Origin of the sequence: Pseudomonas sp. Fl5BN2, assembly GCF_009908205.1 — a bacterium.
GTDB lineage: Bacteria > Pseudomonadota > Gammaproteobacteria > Pseudomonadales > Pseudomonadaceae > Aquipseudomonas.
The window spans coordinates 130,211-155,491 of the sequence record NZ_JAAARL010000004.1 but is presented as its reverse complement, the minus strand read 5'-3'; the positions used below and the strand labels follow the sequence as shown (position 1 = coordinate 155,491).

The window sequence follows — 25,281 nt, the reverse complement described above, 5'->3', positions numbered from 1 at the left end:
CCCCTTTTTTTCGTTGAGTGCTCTTCTAGAAGAAGTCGCTTTGGATGAAACCGAAATCCATCAGCTCTGCATCTTTGACCGGGTAGAAGCTGTCGATCTTGTTTTTAGCGGTCAGGGGAGCTGGCGGGTCGAGCAAGGCGTTGGCCTTGTCGTAGCCGGGGCCGATGATGGCGAAGACGATGCCATTCCAGCCTTTGACGAAGTCTTCATGGCTGTAGCGCTTGTGGCCCAACACTGGGTCGCCGATGTAGACCCAGTCTTTTTGGGCGCGCTGCATCACCACAAAGTGCTTGTAGCCACGTATTTCCATCAGCACCACCACCGGAATGGTCACCGCCTCAAGCTTTTCAGGAGGAATCCTGTAACCCCTGGCACGCATGCCGATGCTTTCCGCGTAGTGCTTCATGTCAAGCATCGAGAAGCCCTGGGTCTGGACCAGTTTCTGATCCGAATTCACCAGCATGCCCTTGATCACCTGTTCCTCGTTGACATCCAGCCAGTAAGCCTGGCGCAGGATGGTGGCCAGTGCGGCGGCGCCGCAGCTGAAATCGGTTTTCTGTTCGACGATGTCGCTGAACCTGCGCTCACGCACGCTCTGCACTTTCTTGAATATCAGGCCACCGTCGGGAAGTCCGGCAACCGCCATCTGTGCCGCATGCACGGTGCCGCAAAGGCTCAGCAGTAGAATGATGATCGCAGTACGCATGATCGTTACGCCTGGTGAGACTGTGGAAAAGCCCCGTTTCCGGGGCTTTCGTGACGATCGCGACTACATGCAGGCTTTGCAGCCAGCGGCGATGGACAGCGAGTTGCTTTGTTGGTTGCCCACACCGGCCGAGACGTTGGCGCCGCCGTTGCCGGAGAAGCCGTTCATCGAGCCGGTCATGCTGGCGTTGTTGACCACTGGGTTTTTCCAGCCGTCTTTGGTCAGCACTTGCTGGGTCCAGTAGCCAGCCAGTTCGATAGAGCCTTGTTCCTGGAAGGTCAGGCTTTGTCCGCCATGATCGCCACCTTGGCCACCCCATTGGTCACCGCCATGGTCGCCGCCTCTACCGCCGCCCACGGTGCCGTGACCAGTACCGTGGTAGGAGCCGTCCGCCTCGAAGGTGCCAGTGAGGGTGGTGGTTTTGTAGGCTTGGACTCCTTTGTTATCCACTACCAGGTTGGTGGAGGATTGGTTGGCCGATGCGGCGGCGGTGGCTACGCGACCACCGGACACGGCGATTGCCAGGTTGTTTTTCTGTTGGTTGAAGTCGCCGGCAGTGACGTTCATGCCAATGTTGCCCGAACCGTTGTTGCCGGAGTTGTTGAGCACGGCGTTGTTTTGGGTCGAAGAGTTTTTCACGTAGTTGTTGTTGTTCACCTGAGTAGCGCTGGAGGCGGCTACTGCGCTACCGAAGATGAAGGTCTCATCGGCGGTGGCCAGGGCGGCGGCGTTGTCTTGTTGGTTGCCGTCGCCGGCGGCGGTGTTGGCGCCCATGTTGCCGTTGGAGCCGTTGAGGGAACCGTCAATCTTGGCGCTGTTGAGGGTGCCCTGGTTTTTCACCACGTTGGTGTTGCTGTTCTGTACATCCAGAACGGCAGCGCCTGCGCCTGCGGTGATTTGCAGCAGAGTGCTGAGGTCTGGACCCTGATCGCCATGATCGTTGCCATGACCGCCGTTGTTACCATGATCGTTACCACCTGCCTGAGCGGCCATTGCCATGACTGCGGCCAGGGCGAAAACCAGTGGTTTGAGAGCCATTGTGGGTTTCATGGTGTTTCTCCGGTGCTTATTAGTTGGTTAAGTGTTGGTACTTTCTAATTGCACTACGAGGGGTCAATCTGCGACCCGGATACTCAGGGTGTTAGCCATTCGGTTCCCCACCCCGGCACTCTGGTTCACCTGAATCACTCCACGGCTGCCGGTGAAGGCCTGGTCGCTGGTAACGACCTGGCGGCTGCCTTGCTGAGAGCCAGATGCTCCTGAGTTTGGTAACAGCGCAACGTTCTGCTGTGAGAGCGCGCTGTCGTCGACGCTTTGCGGATTGGCGCTGATGCTGATCCGCAAGGCATTGACCATTTGGTTATTGGCCCCGGAGGACTGGTTCACGCCCAGTGCGCCGCTGCCGTTGCTGAAAGAGTTGCCACCGATGGTGCTGCTGGCGTTGACCGAGCGATCGGCTGGCGTGGTGATTTTCTGGGTCACGCTGGTGCTGGCATTGGCATTGGTGCCGATGGCGATGGCCCGCACGTTGGTTTGCTGTTGCTGGTCGCCGGCAGCCTGGTTGATGTTGAAGTTGCCGGTATAGCCCGCCCCGGAGTTGCTCAGGGTCGCGGTGTCCTGGGTCTGGCCGCCGCTATCGGCCATGGCCGAGGCGCAGCCGAGCAGGGCGAGGAGGATCAGCGAATGTCTCATCTCAGTGGCCTCCGATATTGCTCAAAGGCGCCATGCCGGAGCTGATGGAGCGGTTGATCGAGCCGGAGATCGAAGCGCCGGAACCACCACCGTGGCCGGCGGTCATGCCGGGTAAGCCGTCCGGATTAGTCACCACATTCAGCCCGGCGACACCGGTGCCGTTGGGTGTCACGGTGCGGTGGATCAATGAGCCGCTGCTGACCCCGGCGAACTCGTTGTCGCTCATCTCGCTATTGAGCGTGCCAGAGACCAATCCGGATGGATTGGCGTTGACCGTGGTGGGGTTGGGGTCGAGCTGCATAGGGCGACCGATAGCGGTGGGGTGTACTTCGCGCTCAAGGACGATCTCGCCATTGCCTGCCGCCAGAGCCGGGAGGCAGTGCACCGCGCTGATGGTGCAACCGATCAGCAGTAGGCGGGTGAAACGAGTATTCAGATTCCCCACGGCGGCATTCCTTCTTCTCAGTGCTGGCCCTAGTCAGCGTTGGGAGGAAGAGAGCAGAAGCCGTGCCGCTTTTGATTTTTATAAAAAAATCAATGGCTTGGGGTGGCTAAGGGGAGTGCGCCGGCGTGACTGTTTCAGGAATGAGACAAGTTCCTCCGGCGGCCATTGGCCATGGCTGGGGGAATGCTCTGGAACAGGGGTTGCTGCGGGGTTGTATCAGTGGCTTAACAGTTTCCCCGGCAGCACGCGCTACCCCGGGAAATAGCGGCCTGATGGCCAGGGAAGTGTTTCAGCAATGGACACTTGCAGCCTTCAGGCATGCTCCCCAGTCAAGCCGGCAGCAGTTGCCGGACCTGTTCGAAAGCCTGCTGCCGACGCGCCTGCCAATCGCCGCGAATGACTCGATAAGGCTGCTGGTGCTGCTCCAGCCACTGCCGAGTGGCCTCGAAGAAGGCCAGGCGTTCAGCCAGTTGCGGTTGGCAGCGCTGGCCATCGTCGCTCCAGGCGACATCCTCCGGGGACAGCAGCAGGTGCAGGTCGTAGTGACGGGCCAACAGTTGCGGCTCAAGCCAGTCTGGGACGTCGCCGAATAGGGTCTGGCTCCACAGCAGGTTGCTCAGCAGATGGGTGTCGAGAATCAGCAGGGCGGGCCGTTGTGCCCGCGCCTGATCTTCCCAGGCCAATTGCCCGCGGGCGATCTCGGGGATGTCCGAGAAGCAGGTGTCACGGCGCTGCTGCTCGATGAAGTGCCGTACATATTCACCCACCAGGACACCGCCGAAGTGGGCTTGCAGCTCGGCCGCGAGCCAGCTTTTGCCACTGGATTCGGGGCCGGTCAGGACCAGCACCTTCATGATTGCAGGGCCGGGTCGGCCCGCCAGGCGCGCCAGCCCTGGAGTGCAATCAGGGTGAACAGCGCATAAAGGGCTGCGGTCAGGTACAGCTCTTTGTAGATGAACAGGCCGACGAAGATCACATCCACTGCCACCCACAGCGGCCAGCATTGCACGCGTTTCTGCGCCATCCACCATTGCGCCACCAGACTGAAGCCGGTCAGGGCAGCGTCCAACCAGGGTTGCGCGGCGTCGGTCCAGTGGGCCATGGCCGCACCCAGCAACAGGCTGCCCAGTGCCCCAAGGGCCAGCCCCTGGAGCAGCGCCGGGCCCTGCAACTGGCTGACCGGACGGCCCTGATGCTGTTCACCTCCGCGGGTCCACTGCCACCAGCCATAGAGTTGCAGCACCGCATAGACCACCTGCAGCAGCATGTCGGAATAGAGTTTGACCTCGTAGAAGATCCAGCTGTAGAGCAGCACCATGACCAGGCCGATGGGCCAGCACCAGGGGTTCTGCTTGACCGTTAGCCAGACGGCGATAACGCCGAGGGCAGCGGCAAACAGTTCAAGCCCGGACATGGCGATTCCTTGGGGGAAATAGAGGAGGGGGCGGATTGTACCCAGACTGGGCCCCGGGCGTTAGCCCGGGACCCTTGGCTCAGACGCGGAACTGCCGGAGCAGGCCATTGAGCTGCTCGGACAGCTCCTTGAGATGACGGCTGGCGACACTGGAGTGCTGGGCCGCCAAGGCGGTGCCCTGGGACAGTCCCGCGGCCTGACTGACATTGTGATTGATGTCCTCCACCACATGGGCCTGCTGCATGGTGGCGCTGGCAATCGACGCGTTCAAACCATTGAGGGTGCGCAGGGCCTGGCCGATGGCATTGAGGCTGGCGCCGGCGAGCCCGGCCTGTTCGATGGTCAATTGCGAGGCGCGGCTGCTGTCGCCGATGACCTTGACCGCGGCTTCCGAGTGGTTCTGCAGGCGTTCGATCATGCCCTGGATTTCTGCGGTGGATTGCTGGGTCCGCTGGGCCAGCAGGCGCACCTCATCGGCCACCACGGCAAAGCCGCGGCCCTGTTCTCCGGCGCGCGCCGCTTCGATGGCAGCATTCAAGGCCAGTAGGTTGGTCTGTTCGGCAATCGAGCGGATCACTTCCAGTACCGTGCCGATCTGGGTGCTTTCCGTCGCCAGGGTGCGAATCACTTCCACTGCCTGGTTGATGGTCGCTGACAACTGCTCGATCTGTTGCAGGCTGCCGTCGATATTGACCTGCCCCTGCTGGGCCTGGGCCTCGGCTTCGCGAACCTCACTGGCGGCATGCTCGGCGTTCTTCGCCACGTCCTGGACCCCGCTGGTGACCTGGCTGATGGCAGCGGCCACCTGTTCCATTTGCTGGGATTGCTGCTGGCTGCGCTCCTGAGCCTCGGAGGCGTTGCTGCCCAGCTCGTTGGAGGACTGCTCGAGGGCACCAGCGCTGGTTTGCAGTTGTGTCACCACCCCACGCAATTTGGCGGTAAAGCCGTTGAAGTGCCGGGCCAGTTCGGTGACTTCATCCTGGCCGTGGGTGTCGAGGCTGCGGGTCAGGTCGCTTTCGCCGCTGGCAATATTGGCCATGGCGTGCACGGTTTCCCGCAGCGGACTGACGATACTGCGCACGATCAACACCACCAGCCCAGCCATCAGCAGGGCAATCACCAGGCCGACGGAGGAGGCGCGCAGGACCTGGGCATAGAACTCCTCCTGCAGGTCATCGATGTACACCCCGGAACCGATGATCCAGCCCCAGGGTTGGAACAGCTGGATATAGGAGGTTTTCTGCACCGGCTGCTCGGCCCCGGGCTTGGGCCAGCGATAGTCCACCATGCCGGCGCCCTTGGCCTTGGCCAGGCTGACCATCTGGTTGAACACTTCGAAACCGTCCGGATCCTTGACGGCCGCGAGGTTCTGCCCGTCGAGCTTGGGGTTGGCCGGGTGCATGATCATCACCGGCGTCAGGTCGTTGATCCAGAAATAGTCACTCTGGTTATAGCGCAGCCCGCGAATCACCTGCAGCGCCTGCTGTTGCGCCTGCTCGCGGTTCAGGCTGCCGGCGGTTTCCAGGCCATGGTAGTAATTCAGCACGCCGGCAGCGGTCTGTACCACATGCTGGGTTTTCTGTGCCTTGGCCTGGTACAGGTCGCCATGAATCTGCTGCAGCATCATCACGCCCAGGGTCACCAGGGTCAGTACGGCGACGATCAGGATCAGCCACAGGCGCTGACTGATGGACATCTTGCGTAAGCTATTCATCATCCGGTCACTCCAGATTCTTGTTCTTGTCATAAAAGGCCGCGAGCATCCAAGCATGCCTGCCTCTGAGCGCCAACCCTACGGAAGTCCAATAACATCGCGGCGCGTTTTGCGCCTGTCTGCTAGGATTTCGGCGGCTTCGCGCAAAACCTCAATCTTTCTGAAATTTTCAGAGGATTTTCATGGGCTTGTGTTTAGCTTAAAGGCACCGAAATCTCGGTGGCGCTCGACGCAGTGAACGCTTTGACTACTTAAAAAGAGGCATGCCAGGAGCATAGCCTCATGGGGGATGGATGGATCTTTGGACCGCCGCACAAGCATTGATACTCGGGATTGTCGAAGGCCTGACCGAGTTTTTACCCATCAGCAGCACCGGGCACCAGATTATCGTGGCCGACTTGCTGAATTTCGGTGGCGAGCGGGCGATAGCCTTCAACATCATCATTCAATTGGGCGCGATCCTGGCCGTAGTCTGGGAGTTCCGGCGCAAGATCCTCGAGGTGGTGAGCGGCCTGGCGACCCAGCCGAAGGCCCGGCGCTTCACCGTCAACCTGCTGATCGCCTTTTTCCCGGCGGTGGTGCTGGGGGTGATTTTTGCCGACCTGATCCATGCCTACCTGTTCAATCCCATCACTGTGGCCACGGCCCTGGTGATCGGCGGCATCATCATGCTCTGGGCCGAGCGCCGGCAGCATCAGGTGCATGCCGAGAGCGTGGATGAAATTACCTGGAAAGATGCGCTCAAGGTCGGTTGTGCCCAATGCCTGGCGATGATCCCAGGCACCTCGCGCTCCGGCTCGACGATTATCGGCGGGTTGTTGTTCGGCCTGTCACGCAAGACGGCCACCGAGTTCTCGTTCTTCCTGGCAATGCCGACCATGGTCGGTGCTGCGGTGTACTCCGGCTACAAATACCGGCACCTGTTCCAGCCCGATGATTTCCCGGTGTTCGCCATAGGGTTTGTCACCGCCTTCATCTTCGCCATGATCGCCGTCAAGGGCCTGCTGAAATTCATCGCCAGCCACAGCTATGCGGCGTTCGCCTGGTACCGCATCGCCTTCGGCCTGTTGATCCTGGCGACCTGGCAGTTCGGCTGGATCGACTGGGCGGCGGCCAAGTCATGACGGCCTCGCGTGGTGATTCGCGCTCTGGCAACGGCGTGCGCATCCAGCATCCACGGGCCAAGCTGCTGGCGTTTGTGCTGTTGTGCGGGCTGCCGCTGTTTGGCTCATTGTCCCTGTGGTGGCGGGGGATCTCGCTGATTCCCCTGGCCGCCTATGGCGTGGTCAGCCTGCTGACGTTCCTGGTGTATTGGCACGACAAGCGCCGAGCCCGGGTCGAGGGTCAGAGAGTCCCGGAGAATGTCCTGCACGCACTGGAGCTGGCCGGTGGCTGGCCCGGTGCCTTGCTGGCGCAGCAACTGCTGCGCCACAAGACCCGCAAGGTGTCCTACCAGGCTCTGTTCTGGTTGATCGTGGCGCTGCATCAGGTGTACTGGATCGACCGGCTGTTCCTGGAGAACAGCCTGCTGACGCTGCTCTAGAGCAAGAGGCCGGTCTGGACCCGCTTGGGCAACTTGCTTGCCACCAGTTGGTGGGAGCGCTGCAGCAACGCCTTGAGTTCCTCGGCGCCCAGCGGGTAGGGCGTTTGCATGATGATCCAGTGCGCTCGGGCCAGATAGGGCGCCGGGGCGATGCCCGGCCGATCGACGTGACCGAGGAACAGTTGCTGATCGACCTTGAACGCCAGGGAGTCGCCCCGCAGGTTCTGCACGGCGAACATCTTGTTGCCGGCGATCGAGAAGACTCGTACGCCACCCCACTTGTAGTCTTCCCGCGCACCTGGCAGGGCCAGGCAGAATTGCGCCACTTGCTGCTCATTCAGGGTTCCGGCTTTCACAACAGTCGTTCTCCACAGCGTTCGAAGGATTCGCTCAGGTGTTCGATCCAGGCCCGTACGGCCGGCAACACCCCCCGGCGGTGAGGATACACCGCTTGCAGCCAGCCGCCGGGCAACGACCACTGCGGCAGTAGCTGGACCAACTGACCGCTGGCCAGTTCTTCCTCGCAATACAGCATCGGCAGCATGGTACAGCCCAGGCCGGCGAGGGCGCAGGCTCGACGGACAATGAAATCGTCGATACCCAGGCGTGCCTCCAGGGCCAGCTCACAGGCGTTGCCTTGTTGGTCCAGTAGGCGCAAGTGCACCAGGCGATCGGCTTCCAGTGCGCCAAGTATCGGCAGGCGCCGCAAATCTTCGGGATGCTCCACCGGGTTGTCCCGCAGGAACGCGGGAGTGGCGACCATCGCCGTCTGTGCCGGACGCAGGCGACGGCTCACCAGCAGCGGATCCTCATCGCCCTGTTCGCGTACCCGCAGGGCCACATCGATGCCTTCGTTGATCAGGTCGACGCGGCGGTTGAGCAGCAGCATCTCCAATTGCACCTGCGGGTACTTCTCCAGGAAGGAACTCACCAGGGGTGTCATCAACTCATGGGCCAGGCCTACCGGGCTCGACACTCGCAGACGACCCCGGGGTTCACTGGCCATGCTGGCCACGGCTTCGTCGGCCATTTCCGCTTCCAGTAGCATTGCCTGGCAGTGGCGCAAGTAACGCTCGCCTACGGCGGTCAGCTTCAATTGGCGGGTGGTGCGTTGCAGCAGTCGCGCCTTCAGGCGCTCCTCCAGTTCGGCAATGCGCCGCGAAAGGCGCGACTTGGGAATGCCCAGGAGGCGCCCGGCCGCGGCAAAGCCACCGGCTTCGACTACTTTGGCGAAGTAATACAGGTCGTTGAGGTCTTGCATGGGAGTAGGGCTCTATTGTCCTGCTGATAGGACGAACTATCGCATTTATGCTGACTAATCAGCTATTGGTTTCACCTGTAGGATTGCCAGCATCCGATCGCTCAGTGGCGGTCCTCACTTGGAGATTCCTGATGAAACTGTTGCATATCGATTCGAGCATTCTTGGTGACAACTCGGCCTCCCGCCAGCTGAGCCACACCGTGGTTGAAGCCTGGAAGGCCGCGCAGCCGGGCGCCGTGGTGACCTACCGTGACCTGGCCGGCGATGCGATCAATCATTTTTCCGCCGCCACCCTGGTAGCAGCCGGCACCGCCGCCGAACTGCGTGATGCTGCACAAAAGCACGAGGCCGAACTCAGCGCCCAGACCCTGGCCGAGTTCCTCGATGCCGATGCGGTGGTCTTGGCTGCGCCGATGTACAACTTCACCATCCCGACCCAGCTCAAGGCCTGGATCGACCGCATCGCCGTCGCCGGCCAGACCTTCCGTTACACCGAAGCCGGTCCCGAAGGCCTGTGCGGTGGCAAAAAGCTGATCGTGGTCTCCACCTCCGGTGGATTGCACGCCGGTCAAGCCACTGGTGTTGCCCATGAGGACTACCTGAAAGTGCTGTTCGGCTTCCTCGGCATCACCGATATCGAATTCGTTCGTGCCCACGGCCTGGCCTACGGTGAAGAGATGCGCAGCAAAGCCATGAATGACGCTCAGGTGCAGATCAGCGAACAGCTCTTCGCTGCCGCGTAATACTTGTGTAAAGACGCTTCCAGACGCGGTAAGCACCACTAAACTCTGTACTCTGCTCACTGTTTTAAGTGAGCAGGGTGCGGAGTTTTTTTATTGGTGTTTTTCAGTGTTTCTGGCCCAGGTTATGCAGAGCAGGGAGTAATGCCCCCTTTCTGTGCATCCATGGTGACAGGCCGTTACCGCTTCAAGGCCTTGGCGGCAAGGGATGGCTGGGGGAAAGCGCTTTCTCGATCTAGCAGCAAAGGTGGGCGAGTGATGAAACGTCTTTGTGCAATGTTACTGATTTGCCTGCTCAGCAGCCTGATTTCAGTGCAGGCCGCACCTGCGCCACACCCGCACTGGAGCGTCGGTTTCCATGAGATGAGCTTTCTCGATCCCCTGGACTTGCAACCGATGCGCGCAATTGCGTTCTATCCGTCCACCGGCATCGAACATGCCAGTAATCTCGAGGGTTATCAGATCGCCGCGTCCCGGGATGCGAAGATCGCCATCGGCCGTTTCCCGATGCTGATGCTGTCCCATGGCAACACCGGCACGCCCCTGGCCCTGCACGACCTGGCCACGTCCCTGGCACGTAAGGGTTTTGTCGTGGTGGCGGTGATTCACCCCGGGGACAATTCCAAGGATCACAGCCGCCTGGGGACCTTGAGCAACCTCTATGGGCGGCCGATCCAGATCTCCGAAGCCATTACCGCAACCCTGGGCGACCCGATGCTGTCACCTTTTGTCGACGCCGATCAGGTCGGGGTGATCGGTTACTCCGCCGGTGGCGAGACGGCCTTGATCCTCTCCGGGGCCATGCCGGACCTGGGCCGGCTGCGGCGCTACTGCCAGGAGCGTCCCGATGACGGCGATGCCTGCAATACCCGGGGCGAACTGATTGTCGACCGCGACGACTTGCAGCCAGTAGCCGATCCACGGGTGCATGCGCTGATGCTGATGGCGCCCCTGAGCTTGAAGTTCGGCCGTCATACCCTGGCCGGGGTGCATGTGCCGGTGCTGCTGTACAGCGGTGATGGTGACAAGCTGGTGGCCCTGGACAAGAACGCCGCCGCCCTGGCGCGCAAGCTGCCGGTGGCGCCGGACTTCAAGTTGCTGGCCGGTGCCGGGCACTTTGTGTTCATGGCGCCGTGCACCGCTGAGCAAATGGCCGCCATGCCGGCCCTGTGCACCGATGCCGATGGCGTCGACCGCGAGGACATTCACCGCAACCTGATTTCCGAAGCCGGAAAGTTCTTCGCCCATACCCTGAGCAGGCCGAGCCGGGCAGGGATGCAGACCGCGGATCAGTGACTCAGGCGCCGGCCCAGCGCTTGAGCAGCAAGGTCAGCCCCAGGCCGCTGACCGAGAGCAGAGCGGCGCCGAAGAAGATCCAGGAATACCCCAGGTTCAGCGCTACCGCACCCATCAACGGGCCGGCGATCGCCAGCGCCAGATCGAAAAACACCGCATAGGCACTCAAGCCGGCGCCGCGGCTGCTACTGGGCACTTGCTTGATGGCTTCCACCCCCAGTGCCGGGTAGACCAGCGACAGGCCGAACCCGGTAAGCCCGGCGCCGATCAGTGCCCAGGCAGTGGAGGGTGCGAGCCAGAGCAGGATCAGCCCCAGGGTCTCGATGCACATGCAGGCAATCGCCGAGGAAAAGCCACCAAAACGGCTGATGCAGGAGATGAACAGCAACCGCGAGAAGATAAAGCACACCCCGAATACCGTCAGGCAATAAGCGGCGCCAGTCCAACCGCGGCTCAGGTAGAACAGGGTAATGAAGGTGGTCAGGGTGCCGTAGCCGATGGAGGCCAGGCTCAAGCTGGCACCGAAGGGCGCGATGCGTCCGAACACCGCCCAGAACGGCAAGCGCTCACCGCGAATCACTGGCACCGAGGGTTTGTTGCGGATCAGTATCAGGGCCAGTAGCGCCAGGCTCGACAGGGCGATGCCGAGGCTGGCAAAACCGTATTGCTCGACCATCACCACCCCAAGCGGTGCACCGATCGCGATGGCGCCGTAGGAGGCGATACCGTTCCAGGAAATCGATCGTGCGGTATGTTCGGCACCGACCTGGCCCATGCACCAGCTGATGGTGCCGACCCCGATCAATCCCTGGGCCACGCCCAACAGCACACGGCCCCCGAGCAGGATGCTCAGGCTCAGCAGTGGCAGGCTTTCCAGCAGCCCGGAAACCAGTGTCAGCACACCGCTGAGCAGGATCCCCAAGAGCCCGTAGATGATCGAGCGCTTGGTGCCCACCGTGTCCGACATGCGCCCGGCCATGGGCCGGCTTAGCAGGGTCGCCAGGTACTGAGAACCGATGGTCAACCCCGCGACTACTGCACTGAAGCCCAATTGCCCGTGCACATACCCCGGCAACACGGCAATCGGCAGGCCGATGCAGATAAAGGCGATAAAGGTATAGAAGACGATGGAGACGATCTGCAGGGTGATCGCCATGGAACTTTGAGCGGGCGTTTGTGGCTCGGGCATGAAGGCTCGTTCGCGGGCGGCGGTTAGAGAGGTGCATCATCGCGTGCCACGAAAATAAAAGGAAGCAGGCTAACGATCTATTCCCTGTCGGCCCGGCAGTGGCAATTGCCCGATACCGTGCGAGGTTGACGAACCTGCAAGCCAGCTCTTGCCGCCAGTGACGGCGATGACCGATGTACAAGGTTCAGGGGGAGGACCGCGCATACGAAAAAGCCCCGTCACACTGGACGGGGCTTTTCCCTTGACGCTTGTAGCTTGAAACGTGCCGCTGCTTTTAGAACACCACACCCTGGCTGCGCAGGTAGTCGTCGTAGGTGCCGCTGAAGTCGATCACGCCACTTGGGCTCAGCTCGATGATGCGGGTGGCCAGGGACGATACGAACTCACGGTCGTGGCTGACGAAGATCAGCGTGCCCGGGTAGTTTTCCAGCGCCAGGTTCAACGCCTCGATGGATTCCATGTCCAAGTGGTTGGTCGGTTCGTCCATCACCAGTACGTTGGGCTTTTGCAGGATCAGCTTGCCGAACAGCATGCGCCCTTGCTCACCACCGGAAATCACCTTGACCGACTTGAGGATCTCGTCGTTGGAGAACAGCATGCGGCCCAGGGTGCCGCGAACCACTTGTTCGCCTTCCTTGGTCCAGCGGCCCATCCAGTCGAACAGGTTGGATTCGTCTTCGAAGTCCGAAGCGTGGTCCTGGGCGTAGTAGCCGACCTCGGCCGCGTCGGTCCATTTCACGGTGCCTGCGTCCGGGGTCAGTTCGTTGACCAGGGTGCGCAGCAGGGTGGTCTTGCCGATACCGTTCGGGCCGATGATCGCTACGCGCTCGCCAGCTTCAACCTGGAAGCTGAAGTCCTTGAACAGCGGCTTGCCGTCAAAGCCTTTGGCCATGCGATCGACGATGACCGCCTGGCGGTGCAGCTTCTTGGTCTGGTCAAAGCGGATAAACGGACTGACGCGGCTCGACGGCTTGACTTCGGCCAGCTGGATCTTGTCGATCGCCTTGGCGCGGGAAGTGGCCTGCTTGGCTTTCGAGGCGTTGGCCGAGAAGCGGCTGACGAACGATTGCAGCTCGGAGATCTGGGCTTTCTTCTTGGCGTTGTCCGACAGCAACTGCTCGCGGGACTGGGTCGCCATGGTCATGTATTCGTCGTAGTTGCCCGGGAACAGGCGCAGCTCGCCGTAGTCCAGGTCAGCCATGTGGGTGCAGACGCTGTTCAGGAAGTGACGGTCGTGAGAGATGATGATCATCAAGCTCGAACGTTGGGTGAGGATGTTTTCCAGCCAGCGGATGGTGTTGATGTCCAGGTGGTTGGTTGGCTCGTCGAGCAGCAACACTTCCGGATCGGAAAACAGCGCCTGGGCCAGCAATACGCGTAGTTTCCAGCCTGGCGACACTTCGCTCATCGGGCCGTTGTGCTGCTCGATGCCGATACCCAGGCCCAGCAGCAACTCACCGGCGCGGGATTCGGCGGTGTAGCCGTCCATTTCAGCGAAGTCGGTTTCCAGTTCAGCAACGGCCATGCCGTCGGCCTCGGTCATTTCCGCCAGCGAGTAGATGCGATCGCGCTCGGCCTTGACCTTCCACAGCTCTTCGTGACCCATGATCACGGTGTCGAGTACGCTGAATTCTTCGTAAGCGAACTGGTCCTGGCGCAGTTTGCCCAGGCGCACGTTCGGCTCCAGCATGACTTGGCCGCCCGACGGATCGAGGTCGCCACCGAGGATTTTCATGAAGGTCGACTTGCCGCAACCGTTGGCGCCAATCAGGCCGTAACGGTTGCCACCGTTGAACTTGACCGAAACGTTCTCGAACAACGGCTTGGCGCCGAACTGCATGGTGATGTTAGCTGTGGAGATCAATTACTTACCTACCAATGATTTAGCGCTGGGCCGAATCCACAGAGCGCGATCTGGAGCCTTCCAGGTCGGGCCGGTCTGGGTGTGGAACTGAGCCAGCGGGCGTACGTCGAGCGCAACATTCCGGCATCGAGGCCAGGTTGCCGAGCAAAAGGTGCGGGGTGCATGTTGGAATTTGTGCGCATTGTCGCATATGTAAACGAGCAGTTGTATGACGCTCTGGCAGGGAATTTAGCTCGGATGGCCGATACTCGATCCGCCGCTGGCCACGGCCCTGGTGTTCAGCAGCCGCTGCATGAACTGCTGCAAGTGCAGCGCAGCCTCGACAGGCGCGGCCTGGAGCAGGCAATGAGGCGCGTCGATGGCCACGACTCGGGCATCCTGGCGCAGGTGCAGGACCAGGGCCGAAGCAGAGGAAGGCACCAGGCGATCGCGACGGGCGCGCAGGTACAGCAGCGGCAGCTCCAAGGTGGCCAGGGCCTGGCGTACATCCACCACGATCACCGCCTGCAGCCGGGCCTGCAACACCTGCGGCTGCACCTGGGCAATCGCGGCGGCCAGCGCTGCGCGCAAAGTTGGCGTGGAAAAACCACCCAGCAGCAGAGCGTCCATCGGCCAGAAAGGTAGGCGCTGCAGCGGCAGGAACTTGAGTAGCGGGCTCAGGGGCGCCAATCCGGGCCGTGGATTGCAGACAAAGCTGCTGCACAGCACCAGCCCCATCAGCCCGCTCGGGCACTTGGCGGCAACACTCACCGCTACCGGGCCGGAAAAGGATTCACCCAACAGGACAAAAGGCCGATCCGTCGGTAATTGCGCCATCACCCGGGCGACCAGGGCCGGGTAATCCAGGGGCTGATCGCTGGGGTAGCGCACGACCTGTACCGGCCAAGCCGGGTCCAGGGCTTGTAGCAAGGGCTCGAACAGGCTGCCGGTGCCGTCCATGCCCGGTAGCAGGATCAGGGTCGGGCTCAGTGTTAAGTCCATCGGTTCTGCGATCCTTGCCGGGGAGGAGGGGGAGGTCAGCGGCATGCAGGATACCTCGGTAATCACGGCCAACACAGCTGGCCAGTACGGGGTAGAGCCGTCGAGCGACTTCCATTGAGCTGAATCAAAGCCTGGCGCAATACACGCATATTCCTACAGAAGCACCACAGCTTTTCACAAATTTGAGTTAACCATTGGTTACAAACTGTGGCTAAAATGCCAGCAGACGGCCAGACGCCGAGGGTCGGGTCGGCGACGAAGACCGTAGCCGATTACGTTTTTTTCAACGCAGACGCTGCCACTTGCCTTTGGCCCTCCGGGCTTTCAGGGGCGCAGCATGTTCTCTTCTGACGTGTGACATTTCCGTGAAACTCATCATTGCCGCTGTATACGTTCTATCCATTGCCTACGTACACCTGCGGGGGCGCGTGCGCCATAAACTGGGTCGCCAACTGAGTGATCACTCAACCTTTCTGGCCCCCATCAACTGCTTCCTCTATCTGTTTTCCAAGCACCCCAACCGGCCTTATCTGGATCCAGCCGACTTCCCCGAAATGAGCACGCTGCAAGAGCACTGGGAAGAGATCCGCGCCGAGGGGCAGAGCCTGTTGCAGGCCGGTGAGATCAAACGCTCCGACCAGTACAACGATGTGGGTTTCAACTCATTCTTCAAGACCGGCTGGAAACGCTTCTACCTGAAGTGGTACGGCGACAGCCATCCTTCAGCGATGAAGCTGTGCCCGCGTACTACCGAACTGGTGCAGAGCATCGGTTCGATCAAGGCGGCGATGTTCGCCGAGTTGCCACCGGGCTCCAGACTGGTGCGTCACCGCGACCCGTATGCCGGCTCCTACCGCTACCACCTGGGGTTGTCCACGCCCAATGACGAAGGCTGCTTCATCGAGGTCGATGGCGAGCGCTATCACTGGCGTGACGGCGAAGCGGTGATGTTCGACGAGACCTATATCCACTACGCGGAAAACACCACGCAGCAGAACCGCATCATTTTGTTCTGCGACGTCGAGCGGCCGATGAAGTATCGCTGGGCTGCGGCATTCAACGGCTGGTTCAGCCGCACCGTGATGTCCGCTGCAGGTGCACCCAATGACGCCGGTGACAAGACCGGGGGGCTCAATCGCGCCTTCACCAAGCTGTACAAGATTCGCCTGCGGGGCAAGGAACTGAAGAAGCGCAATCGCACTCGTTACTACCTGGAAAAGTGGGCGATCTTCGCGGCGCTGCTGTTGTTGTTCATCTATATCTGACGCTGCCGGTGTCGCGGCTTTCTCGTTGGTTCCTGCGGTTGCAGCAACTGGCTTGCCAATGATGGCTGCGCGGGGGCGATGCAAGCCTTGAGGGCCTGTTCGCCGGCAAGCCGCCCGCCATGGCAAAGACCCCGTGGACTGCACACCTGGCTCCTTGCAGATACCGGGTGTTACATGTTCTGAAGGATTATTTAATTAACAAAGCCGAACCCTGGGCGTAGCGTGGAATCGTATTCGATACCCCGTCACGCCTCAGGAGGCTTGTCATGAACAGTCTGGTTCGCGGCTTAGCGGCCATCATCGCGTTGGGTTCGGCCACCGGCGCAGCTTGGGCTGCCAACCCTGGAGCGCTCCCACCCAGCCAGCTCCCCAGCACCTTGCAGCTGGCACAAAATCTGCCCAACAGCGGCAACAACGATCCTTACAGCAACCCGATTCGCCGAGCCAATCCCAACAGCATGCAGGGTACCCAGCCCAGCAACCCGGGTATTCGGGGCCCCGGTACGGCCCCGATCAGCCGACCACCGACCTTGGAAAATGGCGGCATCGGCAACGGCTACCCACGCGGCGGCGTCCAGCCACCAGCCCCCGATCCCCGGGTGCACAACCCTCGAGACGACGACAGCAACCGGCGCTGAGGCGCTTGCGTGGGAAGCCCGCAGCGGCCTCGTACGCGGTTGCCAGGGAATCTCTTGATCGATAAAAGGAAGCGAACATGCTGGGTAAAACTCTCTTCGCCACCTTGTGCGCCAGCATTGTGCTGGGCAGCACCGTGCCGGCTTCGGCCGCCAGCTCCCAGTCGTATCCCAGTGAGCAGGGCAGCGTGCGCCTGACACCGCTGGCCCACGGCTTGAACCATCCCTGGGCCCTGGCTTTCCTGCCGGATCGTCAAGGCATGCTGGTCACCGAACGGCCAGGGAACCTGCGCCTGGTCAGCCCGCAAGGCCAGCTTTCGGCGCCCTTGAGCGGGGTACCGCAAGTCTGGGCCAATGGTCAGGGCGGCTTGCTGGATGTGGTGTTGTCACCGGACTTCAAACAGGATCGCATGGTCTATCTGTCCTACGCCGAAGGCGGTGGCGCAGGGGGCACCGCCGGCACCGCGGTGGGGCGCGGCCGGCTGGCCGAGGACCTGAGCGGGCTCAAGGACTTCCAGGTGATCTTCCGCCAGGAGCCGAAGCTGTCCACGGGCAACCACTTCGGTTCACGCTTGGTGTTCGACCGTGATGGCTACCTGTTCATTACCCTGGGGGAAAACAACGACCGGCCTACCGCCCAGGACCTGGACAAGCTCCAGGGCAAGATTGTGCGCCTGTACCCGGACGGTCGGGTACCGGAGGACAACCCCTTTGTCGGGCAGCCCGGGGTGCGCCCGGAGATCTGGAGCTATGGCCATCGCAACCCCCAGGGAGCGGCGCTCAACCCCTGGAATGGCACCTTGTGGGAGAACGAGCACGGGCCCAAGGGCGGTGACGAGGTCAACATCATCGAACGTGGCAAGAACTACGGCTGGCCCCAGGCGACCCACGGCATCGACTATTCCGGCCAGCCAATACCCGAGGCCGGCGGCCAGACTGCACCGGGCAGCGTGGCGCCGCACCATGTCTGGGAGAAATCCCCCGGCATCAGCGGCATGGCGTTCTATGCCGGTGAGCGCTTCAAGCCCTGGCAGCACAACGTCTTCATTGGCGCCCTGGCCAGCCGCGAGCTGATCCGCCTGCAGTTCGATGGCGATCGGGTCGAGCATGAAGAGCGTCTGCTAGGCGACCTCAAGGCGCGTATTCGTGACGTGCGCCAGGGGCCGGACGGCTACCTCTATATCCTCACCGACGAAGACCAGGGGGTGCTGTACAAGGTCGGCCTGGAATAACCCGTCCTGCAGGAGCCGGCTTGCACGGGAGCTGAGCTGCCAGCGAAGGTGTCGACGAGGAGGCTGCAGCGCTGCGCTCCTCTTCGCCGGCAAGCCGGCATCCTACGATGGGCGCGGCGCTACGCTGAGGATTACGGCGGCTCGCAGCTTGCTGCTGCCAAAGCTGCACATCTTGTCGAACTCGCCGTGGCTCACCGGCAGGTGCTGGCAGTCCATCGGCTGCCGGTGTTGGCTGTGGTCGACATCCGGATCATGCAAGTAGACGAATTCCTCGTCGCAGTCGGTCACTATCACCCAGTGCGGCGCCTTGGAGCGGGTCAGGCGGTAGCTGCTGATCAGTACCAGGGGCTGGCCGCCCTGCGCCAATAACCTCGGCAAGTCCAGCGGACCGCCCAGCACCTGCTGCACCTCGCTGGCATCCAATTCCTTGCAGAACTCGTCGTGGACCAGGCGCATGACGTCCTTTTTATGCTCGTCGCGCACGCCGTTGAGAAACAGCGGCCCGGCGCTGTTGACCTGCAGGCGCACGGCAAAGCCACGGCGCCAGGCGGACAGGGCCAGTCCCTGGGGGCTGCAGCCGCCATGCCCGGCGGTCATGAATACGGTGGTGGCTTCACGCCAGATCTGCAGTTCTTCGCGGCGCTCCAGCGGCCTTGATGGTTGCAGTGCCGCCATGGCCATCAACAGGCAGGCCGGACCGCAGGTGAAGTCGGTGGTCTGCTGGTAGTACGGCACGCGGATACTGCGGGTCTCGCGGTGCTCAAGGATGCGTTTCTCCAGGCGCAGGGCATCGGCATGGTCCTCGTAGTAGTCGTGGATCCGGGCGAAACGCCGATAACCATGGCGCTCGTACAAGGCGATTGCCGCCGGGTTGTCGCTGCGCACTTCAAGCCGCAGGTAAGCGCAGTCATGGGCCAGGGCACAGGCTTCGATCCGTTGCAGCAGGCGTTTGCCCAGGCCCAGGCCCCGGGCGTCCTCGGCAATGGCGATGGAGTACAGGCGCGCCAGTGAGGTGCCACGATGAAACAGCACCAGGGCATAACCCAACAAGCGCTTCTGGTGTTCGGCCACCAGCAATTGCCCGTGGGCGCGGTTGATCATCCACTGGAAGCTGCGTGGCGTCAGCCGGTCGCTGGTGAAGCATTGCTGTTCCAGGCTCACCAAAGCCGGCAGGTCGGCTGGGGTTGCAGTGCGAAAGACAAGATCCATATAACCGCCGTAAAAGTTGCGTAACGGAACGAGACTTCGGAAAAAGTTCGTGCTTAATAGAAAGGGTCAGGTTCTTCAGCGAGAGCGAACTTTATGTCAGCGGTACAAGGTCATTGGCGAGAAGTATCCGAGCAAAGTTTGCCGGCGACAATCACTTCGACAGGTTATTTTACTCAAGTCGATAAGATTTCCAGCCAGGTCATCATCATTGTCGAGCGCAAGGAAGACTGGGCCTCCTACTTCCCCAGCGAAGACATGCTCACCGCCCAGGAATACCTCGAGCAAAGCCGCGAAAGCGAGCCGGGGAAAAGGCTTCAAGTGATCAACCTGTGCCGCAGCTACAAGTACCTGGGGCACGGCTACTACTGCTCGCTGCTGGCGGAAGCCCGGGGTCACCGGGTGATTCCAACGGTGCGGACGATCAGTGAACTGACCCGCAAGGCGCTCTACGGACTGGCCTTGGACGATCTGGATAAAACCCTGGAAAAAGCCCTGAGCAATCACCTTTACAGCGATACCGAAGGGTTTACCCTGACGCTCTATTTCGGCAAGACGCATATCGAGCCGCTGCAAGAGTTGGCTCGCCAATTGTTTGAACTGTTCCCTTGCCCAATTTTGCTAGTTGATTTCAAACGAACTAACAGTTGGCACATCGAAGGTGTAAAGTTTGGTGCGCTGCATAAGTTGCGCGAAGACCAGGAAGATCAATTCGCCAACTCCCTGGACAGTTTCAGTCGCAAGGTCTGGCGTGTTCCGCGCTCCAAGCGGCTGGCACGTTATGACCTGGCGATACTCCACGATCCCCAGGAAGCGCTGCCACCCTCAAACGCCAGGGCTCTGGAGAGTTTTATCCGGGTGGGCAAGGGCCTGGGGATCGATGTCGAGCTGATCGAGAAGAAGGATTACTCTCGCCTGGCCGAATACGACGCCTTGCTGATCCGCGAAACCACCAGCGTCGACAACCACACCTACCGCTTTGCCAAGAAAGCCGAAAGCGAAGGGTTGGTGGTGATGGACGACCCCGCATCGATCCTGCGCTGCACCAACAAGGTCTACCTCAGCGACCTGCTCAAGGGGCATCAGTTGGCCATGCCCGCCACCGAAATCCTCTACAAGGAGCGACCGGAAGACTTCGAACGGGTCGGCGAGCGCCTGGGCTTTCCCCTGGTGCTGAAGATTCCAGACGGTTGTTTCTCCCGCGGGGTGATCAAGGTTGAAAGCCAGCAGGCGCTGCTCGAGGCGACTGCCGAACTGTTCGAACATTCGGTGCTGCTGCTGGCCCAGGAGTTTTTCTACACCGAGTACGACTGGCGTATTGGCGTGCTCAACCGCAAGCCGATCTTTGCCTGCCAGTACTTCATGTCCAAGGGCCACTGGCAGATCTACAACCACAAGGCCAAGGGCCAGGACATCAACGGCGAGTGCCGCACCCTGGCGATCCACGAAGCACCGCGAGCGGTGGTGGAACTGGCAGTGAAGACCGCCAACCTGATCGGCGACGGCCTGTACGGTGTCGACCTCAAGCAGTCCGGCGACAAGGTGGTGGTGATCGAGGTCAACGACAACCCCAACCTCGATGCCGGCATCGAAGACGCCTACCTGCAGGACGATCTGTACTCCCTGGTGCTGGAGGAGTTCGTCCGCCGCCTGGAGCTCAAGCGCCGCGGCCAGGCCTGGTGAGGTGGCGTCGACCCACGGATATCCACCAGCCTCTGGCGGCGTGCAGGCGGTGCCTCGGCTGGCGGACACTGGCTGTGCCTCTGCGGATCGACAGTGCCACGAACGTGCGGAGTTTATTGCGCCTGCAGGGTCAGCACCTCAAAGCCGTCCCGGGTCACCGCCACGGTGTGTTCCCACTGGGCGGAGAGCCCGTTGTCGCGGGTAACCACGGTCCAGCCGTCCTTGAGTCCACGCACCCGGGCGCTGCCCTGGTTGAGCATCGGCTCGATGGTGAAGACCATGCCTTCACGCAACTCCAGGCCCGTGCCGGGCCGGCCGAAATGCAGGACCTGCGGTTCTTCATGCATCTGCCGGCCAATGCCGTGGCCGCAGTACTCGCGGACCACGCTGTAGCCTTTGGTTTCGGCCAGGGACTGTATGGCATGGCCGATGTCGCCCAGCCGGGCTCCCGGGCGCACCACCTTGATTGCCGCCCACAGGGCCTCGAACGTGGTGTCCACCAGGCGCCTGGCCTTGGGCGCGACGTTGCCGATCAGGTACATCTTGCTGGAGTCGGCGATGTAGCCGTTCTTCTCCAGGGTGATGTCGATATTGATGATGTCGCCGTCCTTGAGCAGCGCCTTGGGGTGGGGCATGCCGTGGCACACCACCTCGTTGATCGAGGTGTTGATGCAGTAGGGGTAGTTGTATTGGCCCTTGCTCGCCGGGCGCGCCTTGAGCTCATGACGGATCAGCTGTTCCACCGCGCTGTCCAGTTCCATGGTGGACAGGCCAGGGGCGACAAAGCCGTCGAGAAAGGTGAATACCTGGGCCAGCAGGCGCCCGGCTTCGCGCATCAGCGCCAGTTGCTCCGGGGTCTTGATCAGGGCCTGAGTCATGGGCGACCCCGGAGCAGATCAGGCTTGTTCAGCAGCAACCCATTGATCAGGTCGTTATAGGCCAGGTGCGGATTGAGCTCGGCCAAGAGGCCAATCTTCATCCAGAACTCGGCCTGGGCGTTGATTGAGCGATCCATCGCGGCACTGGCCACACGGATCTGCTCGTGCAGTTCATCGGAGATCTTGACGATGCCCATGTTGATTGCGGCTCTCTTGAGGAAATATACGAAGCATATATGTTTCGTATATACCGGCTCAAGTGGCAAGCTTCACGCAGCAACAGAAAAACCCGTTGCCTGGTGCTTGCAGCCGCCATCCGGATTGGTTAATTTCCACCCATGAGTTTTCCATCCTTGCGTTCCCAGCCAAGCATTATTACCGCCATTCCTTATTGGCGGGCTTGCTGACGACTGCACCCAACCCGCCCTGGAGGCGGGTTTTTTCTCTCTGTCTCCCGGGCTTTGAACACCGCCAGGAGATCCACCATGAGTCCACTCAGTCGTTTTGCCAGCATGGCCCCACCCAGTGCCGACATGGCCTTGCTGGCGCGCTATGTGAAGATGATTCTTGCCGCGCCGGTGTATGACCTGGCGATCTGCACGCCCCTGCAGGTGGCACCGGCGCTGTCGCAACGGCTGGGCAACCAGGTCTTGCTCAAGCGCGAAGACCTGCAGCCGACCTTTTCCTTCAAGATCCGCGGTGCCTATAACCGCCTGGCACAGCTTGGCAATGAGCAAAGACAACGCGGAGTGATCACCGCGTCCGCTGGCAATCACGCACAGGGAGTGGCCTTGGCGGCGCGTGAACTGGGCATCAAGGCGACCATCGTGATGCCCGCCAGCACTCCCGGGCTCAAGGTATTGGGCGTGCGCAGCCGAGGCGCCGAGGCGATCCTGCATGGCGAAAGCTTTCCCTTTGCCCTGGCCCATGCCCTGAGCCTCGCGCAGAGCTCGGGCGGGACTTTCGTCTCTCCATTTGACGATCCGCTGGTGATTGCCGGGCAAGGCACCGTGGCCATGGAGATCCTGCGTCAGCAGCAGGGAGCGCTGGACGCGATCTTCGTCCCGGTGGGCGGTGGCGGGCTGATCGCCGGGATTGCCGCCTACGTCAAATACCTGCGGCCAGAGGTCCGTATCATTGGCGTCGAATCCGAGCATTCCAATTGCCTGCAGCAAGCGCTGGCGGCCGGGGAGCGGGTGATCTTGCCGACAGTGGGCACCTTTGCCGACGGCGTTGCGGTGGCGCAGATCGGCGAGCATGGTTTCGAGATCTGCCGGCACCACGTGGACCAGGTGATCAGCGTCAGCAATGACCAACTGTGCGCTGCGATCAAGGACATCTACGATGACACCCGCTCGATCACCGAGCCTTCGGGAGCGTTGGCGGTGGCCGGAATCAAGGAGTACGTGGCGCAAAGCGGGGCCACTGGGCAGACCTTGGTGGCCATCGACTCGGGAGCCAACATCAACTTCGACAGCCTGCGCCATGTGGTCGAGCGTGCGGCGCTGTGCCCCCCCTTGTAGCTGGCGCTCGGCTTGCCGGCTGCGAAGGGCCTCAGGACAACAGGGGGCGCATGAAGCTGCGCTCGTAGTTGAGGATGAACTTCTTCTCCACCACCGAGGCCACCAGGGCCACGCTTTCGGCATCGGTCAAGGCCGCCTGGCGATAGGCTTCGTAATCTGCCAGTGACGCAAAGCTGAACAGGCAGTAGGCAATATTGCTGGCGCCCTCGGATGGCAGGAAATAACCATGGTGAGTGCCGCCCAAGCGCCGGACGACCGCGATCCAGGCCTTGGAATAGGCTTCGAACTCGGCCAACTGGTAAGGATCGATCACATATTTGACGTGGCAAGTAATCAAGGACAGTGCTCCTGGTAATGACGGCGGATTATTCCTGACGGGCGGGCTCGACCTTGTCGCTGGCGCTCCACAGGCGATAGCGCACCTCCACGTCCTTGGGGGCATAGATCACGATGGGCAGTTTGCTGTTGTAGCGCAGGACAAAGCCTTCACCGATCACTGCTACGAAATCCTTGCGGGTCTTGCCGTCGGGGCAGGCCATCAGCGTGCTCATCGGCCCGCTGACTTTTTCCAGGCGGTAGTAGGGGTAGCCCCAGCCTTCGAGGTTCTTCTCTTCCAGGTTGCCACCCAGGCGCTGCTGGTTGCAGTCCACGGTGAGGATCTTGCCGGCGAGGATCTCGACCTTGTAGCGATCTTCATGGGGCTGTTTGGGCAGGTGGATGACCTGGCGGGTGAAGCCGTCTTCGGCCTTGGGGTAGGGCGCGGTGTCTTCAAGCTTGGCGGCCAAGGCCGACACCGACAGGATCGAAAGCACAATTGCAGTGGAAAGGGGGATCAGACGCATAACGCCTCCTGGCTTGTTGAGCAGGGCATCCAGCCGTTTGGCTGGAGCCGAAGGTTAAACCCAACCCGGGCATTCTGCAGGGCGCGAAAGCGCCCATGCAAACCCGCCTATATCACCGGATATGTTGCAAGGTGGTCAAGGCTGTTTCTTGCACTTGGTATGGCTCGGAATTGCCAAGGCGTTGATTTGACAGGCGGCGACGCAACGTCGATCCAGGCACTCTTCCTGCTCCAGAACGTTCAGACCGCGCTGAGCAAGGCCCTGAAAATCACCGTTTGCAGGCAGATAGAGGGAGCCGGCTGCGGCCTTTGCCGGCGATCGCCGATTCAGGTCCAAAAGCCCGGTACTCAGAGCGAAATCGAATTTAGCAAGGGCGTAAAAGCGGCTTAGTCTGTGACTTGGCTCTGTCTGCAAGGACTATCAGGACCGAGCCGGATCACTACCGAACACGGACGTCAGTGCTGTGAAGTTGTTTGCCAATTGATTGGCCGTCTCGAAAAAAGGAGAGAGTCGCCATGTTTTTATCTACCCTGGAACTGCGCAACATCATTGAAAGCAGTTTCCTGCCCAAACGTTGCCAATGCACCCTGAGCCCTGACCTGTCGATGACAGTGAAAGTCTTCGGTGACCATGAGACCGACCGGGTCGACCTGGTGGTGACCGGCATCGACGCCGCGCACCTCAATGGCTGCCGTGAAATCAATGAACTGATTGCTGAATTACGTTACGACCTGGCCCACAACCCGGGGCATGTCACGGCCCTCAAACGGGCTCATTGAGGGTGCCACCATGGCGAGGGAAGCGCTTCCCTCGCCAGACTCAATACTGCACTTCGTGCCTCAATTCTGATTGCTGCAGGCGTCCGACAGCTTGCGGTAGGTGATCTCCTCGGGCTTGCCGGCATTGTCGATGTACTTCATGTCGGCGGTGATCACTTTGCAATCCTGGGTTTCAGGTTCGCTCATCGAGATCACCTTGGCCACGTGCACAGGCATTCCATAGTGATAGGGCACAGCTGTGGTGCTGTCCGCCTGGGCCAGGCCACTGGCGGCACTGAGCAGCAGGACAGCGGTCAAGCCGATACGCAGGTTCATGGCGCTTCTCCTCTACAGACTGAACGTCAGTTCAGCGCCCATCAGGCGTAGAACTTGCCGCGCAGCGCATCAGAAAGA

The 25,281-nt window shown here is 61.1% G+C and carries 27 protein-coding genes and 1 pseudogene; 10 read left to right on the top strand and 18 right to left on the bottom strand.

Annotation, left to right across the window (positions count from 1 at the left end; translation table 11 throughout):
- Positions 1 to 25 precede the first annotated feature (25 nt).
- The 7 genes from GV819_RS07035 to GV819_RS07005 all read right to left on the bottom strand — a co-directional run bounded on the left by GV819_RS07035 (position 26) and on the right by GV819_RS07005 (position 5,971).
- The gene (locus GV819_RS07035; RefSeq protein ID WP_161754869.1) at positions 26 to 706 is read right to left on the bottom strand and encodes a C39 family peptidase; all 681 of its coding nucleotides are present in this window, start codon (positions 704 to 706) and stop codon (positions 26 to 28) included.
- Positions 707 to 769: 63 nt separating this feature from the next.
- Positions 770 to 1,756 (bottom strand): heme utilization protein, encoded by a 987-nt coding sequence (locus GV819_RS07030; RefSeq protein WP_161754867.1) that lies wholly within the window; start codon positions 1,754 to 1,756, stop codon positions 770 to 772.
- Positions 1,757 to 1,819: 63 nt separating this feature from the next.
- Positions 1,820 to 2,398 (bottom strand): adhesin, encoded by a 579-nt coding sequence (locus GV819_RS07025; protein ID WP_161754865.1) that lies wholly within the window; start codon positions 2,396 to 2,398, stop codon positions 1,820 to 1,822.
- Position 2,399: 1 nt separating this feature from the next.
- Positions 2,400 to 2,843 (bottom strand): hypothetical protein, encoded by a 444-nt coding sequence (locus tag GV819_RS07020; protein ID WP_161754863.1) that lies wholly within the window; start codon positions 2,841 to 2,843, stop codon positions 2,400 to 2,402.
- 329 nt (positions 2,844 to 3,172) lie between these two features.
- Positions 3,173 to 3,697, bottom strand: coding sequence for an AAA family ATPase (locus GV819_RS07015; RefSeq protein WP_161754860.1), 525 nt, complete (start codon positions 3,695 to 3,697; stop codon positions 3,173 to 3,175).
- Positions 3,694 to 4,257 carry a nicotinamide riboside transporter PnuC gene (gene pnuC, locus GV819_RS07010; RefSeq protein ID WP_161754858.1) on the bottom strand — a complete coding sequence of 188 codons (564 nt, stop codon included), beginning with the start codon at positions 4,255 to 4,257 and terminating at the stop codon, positions 3,694 to 3,696. The genes GV819_RS07015 and pnuC overlap by 4 nt, the downstream gene beginning before the upstream one ends.
- Before the next feature lie 79 nt (positions 4,258 to 4,336).
- On the bottom strand, positions 4,337 to 5,971 hold the full coding sequence (locus GV819_RS07005) for a methyl-accepting chemotaxis protein (RefSeq protein WP_161755281.1): 1,635 nt from the start codon (positions 5,969 to 5,971) through the stop codon (positions 4,337 to 4,339).
- Between the two features lie 293 nt (positions 5,972 to 6,264).
- Here GV819_RS07005 and GV819_RS07000 point away from each other — a divergent pair, with 293 nt between their 5' ends.
- Complete coding sequence (locus GV819_RS07000; protein WP_161754856.1) at positions 6,265 to 7,095, top strand: undecaprenyl-diphosphate phosphatase; 831 nt, start codon at positions 6,265 to 6,267, stop codon at positions 7,093 to 7,095.
- Positions 7,092 to 7,514: a DUF1294 domain-containing protein gene (locus GV819_RS06995; RefSeq protein WP_161754855.1), complete on the top strand. Its 423-nt coding sequence runs from the start codon at positions 7,092 to 7,094 to the stop codon at positions 7,512 to 7,514. Before GV819_RS07000 ends, GV819_RS06995 begins: the two co-directional genes overlap by 4 nt.
- On the opposite strand, the gene GV819_RS06990 is transcribed toward GV819_RS06995, so the two are convergent.
- Positions 7,511 to 7,855 (bottom strand): MmcQ/YjbR family DNA-binding protein, encoded by a 345-nt coding sequence (locus GV819_RS06990; RefSeq protein ID WP_178124731.1) that lies wholly within the window; start codon positions 7,853 to 7,855, stop codon positions 7,511 to 7,513. The genes GV819_RS06995 and GV819_RS06990 overlap by 4 nt on opposite strands.
- Positions 7,856 to 7,866: 11 nt before the next feature.
- Complete coding sequence (locus GV819_RS06985; protein ID WP_161754851.1) at positions 7,867 to 8,775, bottom strand: LysR substrate-binding domain-containing protein; 909 nt, start codon at positions 8,773 to 8,775, stop codon at positions 7,867 to 7,869.
- Between the two features lie 131 nt (positions 8,776 to 8,906).
- Between GV819_RS06985 and GV819_RS06980 the strand changes: the two genes are divergently transcribed.
- Complete coding sequence (locus GV819_RS06980; RefSeq protein ID WP_161754849.1) at positions 8,907 to 9,518, top strand: FMN-dependent NADH-azoreductase; 612 nt, start codon at positions 8,907 to 8,909, stop codon at positions 9,516 to 9,518.
- 255 nt (positions 9,519 to 9,773) lie between these two features.
- Positions 9,774 to 10,811 carry an alpha/beta hydrolase family protein gene (locus GV819_RS06975; protein WP_161754847.1) on the top strand — a complete coding sequence of 346 codons (1,038 nt, stop codon included), beginning with the start codon at positions 9,774 to 9,776 and terminating at the stop codon, positions 10,809 to 10,811.
- 1 nt (position 10,812) lies between these two features.
- On the opposite strand, the gene GV819_RS06970 is transcribed toward GV819_RS06975, so the two are convergent.
- The 3 genes from GV819_RS06970 to GV819_RS06960 all read right to left on the bottom strand — a co-directional run bounded on the left by GV819_RS06970 (position 10,813) and on the right by GV819_RS06960 (position 14,845).
- Positions 10,813 to 12,000, bottom strand: a complete 1,188-nt coding sequence (locus GV819_RS06970) for an MFS transporter (protein WP_161754845.1) — start codon at positions 11,998 to 12,000, stop codon at positions 10,813 to 10,815.
- Positions 12,001 to 12,274: 274 nt separating this feature from the next.
- On the bottom strand, positions 12,275 to 13,864 hold the full coding sequence (locus GV819_RS06965) for an ABC-F family ATPase (RefSeq protein ID WP_161754843.1): 1,590 nt from the start codon (positions 13,862 to 13,864) through the stop codon (positions 12,275 to 12,277).
- A 228-nt stretch (positions 13,865 to 14,092) separates the two neighbouring features.
- Positions 14,093 to 14,845 carry an alpha/beta fold hydrolase gene (locus GV819_RS06960; RefSeq protein WP_161754841.1) on the bottom strand — a complete coding sequence of 251 codons (753 nt, stop codon included), beginning with the start codon at positions 14,843 to 14,845 and terminating at the stop codon, positions 14,093 to 14,095.
- 365 nt (positions 14,846 to 15,210) lie between these two features.
- Here GV819_RS06960 and lpxO point away from each other — a divergent pair, with 365 nt between their 5' ends.
- From lpxO to GV819_RS06945, 3 genes are all read left to right on the top strand, one after another.
- Entirely contained in the window at positions 15,211 to 16,110 is a 900-nt protein-coding gene (gene lpxO / locus GV819_RS06955; RefSeq protein WP_161754839.1) for a lipid A hydroxylase LpxO, read from the top strand.
- A 266-nt stretch (positions 16,111 to 16,376) separates the two neighbouring features.
- On the top strand, positions 16,377 to 16,748 hold the full coding sequence (locus GV819_RS06950; protein ID WP_161754837.1) for a hypothetical protein: 372 nt from the start codon (positions 16,377 to 16,379) through the stop codon (positions 16,746 to 16,748).
- Between the two features lie 77 nt (positions 16,749 to 16,825).
- Complete coding sequence (locus tag GV819_RS06945) at positions 16,826 to 17,977, top strand: PQQ-dependent sugar dehydrogenase (protein WP_161754835.1); 1,152 nt, start codon at positions 16,826 to 16,828, stop codon at positions 17,975 to 17,977.
- A 102-nt stretch (positions 17,978 to 18,079) separates the two neighbouring features.
- Here GV819_RS06945 and rimI read toward each other — a convergent pair whose 3' ends face one another.
- Complete coding sequence (rimI, locus tag GV819_RS06940; protein WP_161754833.1) at positions 18,080 to 19,186, bottom strand: ribosomal protein S18-alanine N-acetyltransferase; 1,107 nt, start codon at positions 19,184 to 19,186, stop codon at positions 18,080 to 18,082.
- A gap of 93 nt (positions 19,187 to 19,279) precedes the next feature.
- Here rimI and GV819_RS06935 point away from each other — a divergent pair, with 93 nt between their 5' ends.
- Positions 19,280 to 20,866, top strand: coding sequence for a RimK family protein (locus GV819_RS06935; protein ID WP_161754831.1), 1,587 nt, complete (start codon positions 19,280 to 19,282; stop codon positions 20,864 to 20,866).
- Positions 20,867 to 20,979: 113 nt separating this feature from the next.
- Here GV819_RS06935 and map read toward each other — a convergent pair whose 3' ends face one another.
- Complete coding sequence (map, locus tag GV819_RS06930; RefSeq protein WP_161754829.1) at positions 20,980 to 21,744, bottom strand: type I methionyl aminopeptidase; 765 nt, start codon at positions 21,742 to 21,744, stop codon at positions 20,980 to 20,982.
- Entirely contained in the window at positions 21,741 to 21,941 is a 201-nt protein-coding gene (locus GV819_RS06925; RefSeq protein WP_161754827.1) for a ParD-like family protein, read from the bottom strand. Before GV819_RS06925 ends, map begins: the two co-directional genes overlap by 4 nt.
- 315 nt (positions 21,942 to 22,256) lie before the next feature.
- On the opposite strand from GV819_RS06925, the pseudogene ilvA reads away from it, so the two are divergent.
- Positions 22,257 to 23,252 (top strand): annotated as a pseudogene (ilvA, locus tag GV819_RS06920) (threonine ammonia-lyase, biosynthetic); the annotation flags it as partial.
- A gap of 46 nt (positions 23,253 to 23,298) precedes the next feature.
- On the opposite strand, the gene GV819_RS06915 reads toward ilvA, so the two are convergent.
- Complete coding sequence (locus tag GV819_RS06915; protein WP_161754822.1) at positions 23,299 to 23,604, bottom strand: NIPSNAP family protein; 306 nt, start codon at positions 23,602 to 23,604, stop codon at positions 23,299 to 23,301.
- Positions 23,605 to 23,632: 28 nt separating this feature from the next.
- Complete coding sequence (eco, locus tag GV819_RS06910; protein WP_161754820.1) at positions 23,633 to 24,109, bottom strand: serine protease inhibitor ecotin; 477 nt, start codon at positions 24,107 to 24,109, stop codon at positions 23,633 to 23,635.
- A gap of 515 nt (positions 24,110 to 24,624) precedes the next feature.
- On the opposite strand from eco, the gene GV819_RS06905 reads away from it, so the two are divergent.
- Entirely contained in the window at positions 24,625 to 24,888 is a 264-nt protein-coding gene (locus tag GV819_RS06905) for a DUF1652 domain-containing protein (RefSeq protein WP_161754818.1), read from the top strand.
- Positions 24,889 to 24,948: 60 nt separating this feature from the next.
- Here GV819_RS06905 and GV819_RS06900 read toward each other — a convergent pair whose 3' ends face one another.
- The gene (locus GV819_RS06900) at positions 24,949 to 25,203 is read right to left on the bottom strand and encodes a DUF2790 domain-containing protein (protein ID WP_161754817.1); all 255 of its coding nucleotides are present in this window, start codon (positions 25,201 to 25,203) and stop codon (positions 24,949 to 24,951) included.
- Positions 25,204 to 25,281 lie beyond the last annotated feature (78 nt).

What these genes read in the sequence shown, in the direction of transcription:
- GV819_RS06905 (WP_161754818.1), top strand. Translation starts at nt 24,625, where the DNA reads ATGTTTTTATCTACCCTGGAACTGCGCAACATCATTGAAAGCAGTTTC.
- pnuC (WP_161754858.1), bottom strand. Translation starts at nt 4,257, where the DNA reads ATGTCCGGGCTTGAACTGTTTGCCGCTGCCCTCGGCGTTATCGCCGTC.
- GV819_RS06970 (WP_161754845.1), bottom strand. Translation starts at nt 12,000, where the DNA reads ATGCCCGAGCCACAAACGCCCGCTCAAAGTTCCATGGCGATCACCCTG.
- GV819_RS06995 (WP_161754855.1), top strand. Translation starts at nt 7,092, where the DNA reads ATGACGGCCTCGCGTGGTGATTCGCGCTCTGGCAACGGCGTGCGCATC.
- GV819_RS07035 (WP_161754869.1), bottom strand. Translation starts at nt 706, where the DNA reads ATGCGTACTGCGATCATCATTCTACTGCTGAGCCTTTGCGGCACCGTG.
- GV819_RS06980 (WP_161754849.1), top strand. Translation starts at nt 8,907, where the DNA reads ATGAAACTGTTGCATATCGATTCGAGCATTCTTGGTGACAACTCGGCC.
- GV819_RS06985 (WP_161754851.1), bottom strand. Translation starts at nt 8,775, where the DNA reads ATGCAAGACCTCAACGACCTGTATTACTTCGCCAAAGTAGTCGAAGCC.
- map (WP_161754829.1), bottom strand. Translation starts at nt 21,744, where the DNA reads ATGACTCAGGCCCTGATCAAGACCCCGGAGCAACTGGCGCTGATGCGC.
- GV819_RS07030 (WP_161754867.1), bottom strand. Translation starts at nt 1,756, where the DNA reads ATGAAACCCACAATGGCTCTCAAACCACTGGTTTTCGCCCTGGCCGCA.
- GV819_RS06960 (WP_161754841.1), bottom strand. Translation starts at nt 14,845, where the DNA reads ATGGACTTAACACTGAGCCCGACCCTGATCCTGCTACCGGGCATGGAC.
- GV819_RS06950 (WP_161754837.1), top strand. Translation starts at nt 16,377, where the DNA reads ATGAACAGTCTGGTTCGCGGCTTAGCGGCCATCATCGCGTTGGGTTCG.
- GV819_RS07000 (WP_161754856.1), top strand. Translation starts at nt 6,265, where the DNA reads ATGGATCTTTGGACCGCCGCACAAGCATTGATACTCGGGATTGTCGAA.
- GV819_RS06975 (WP_161754847.1), top strand. Translation starts at nt 9,774, where the DNA reads ATGAAACGTCTTTGTGCAATGTTACTGATTTGCCTGCTCAGCAGCCTG.
- GV819_RS06925 (WP_161754827.1), bottom strand. Translation starts at nt 21,941, where the DNA reads ATGGGCATCGTCAAGATCTCCGATGAACTGCACGAGCAGATCCGTGTG.
- eco (WP_161754820.1), bottom strand. Translation starts at nt 24,109, where the DNA reads ATGCGTCTGATCCCCCTTTCCACTGCAATTGTGCTTTCGATCCTGTCG.
- GV819_RS07015 (WP_161754860.1), bottom strand. Translation starts at nt 3,697, where the DNA reads ATGAAGGTGCTGGTCCTGACCGGCCCCGAATCCAGTGGCAAAAGCTGG.
- GV819_RS06935 (WP_161754831.1), top strand. Translation starts at nt 19,280, where the DNA reads ATGTCAGCGGTACAAGGTCATTGGCGAGAAGTATCCGAGCAAAGTTTG.
- GV819_RS06900 (WP_161754817.1), bottom strand. Translation starts at nt 25,203, where the DNA reads ATGAACCTGCGTATCGGCTTGACCGCTGTCCTGCTGCTCAGTGCCGCC.
- rimI (WP_161754833.1), bottom strand. Translation starts at nt 19,186, where the DNA reads ATGGATCTTGTCTTTCGCACTGCAACCCCAGCCGACCTGCCGGCTTTG.
- GV819_RS06945 (WP_161754835.1), top strand. Translation starts at nt 16,826, where the DNA reads ATGCTGGGTAAAACTCTCTTCGCCACCTTGTGCGCCAGCATTGTGCTG.
- GV819_RS07025 (WP_161754865.1), bottom strand. Translation starts at nt 2,398, where the DNA reads ATGAGACATTCGCTGATCCTCCTCGCCCTGCTCGGCTGCGCCTCGGCC.
- GV819_RS07005 (WP_161755281.1), bottom strand. Translation starts at nt 5,971, where the DNA reads ATGAATAGCTTACGCAAGATGTCCATCAGTCAGCGCCTGTGGCTGATC.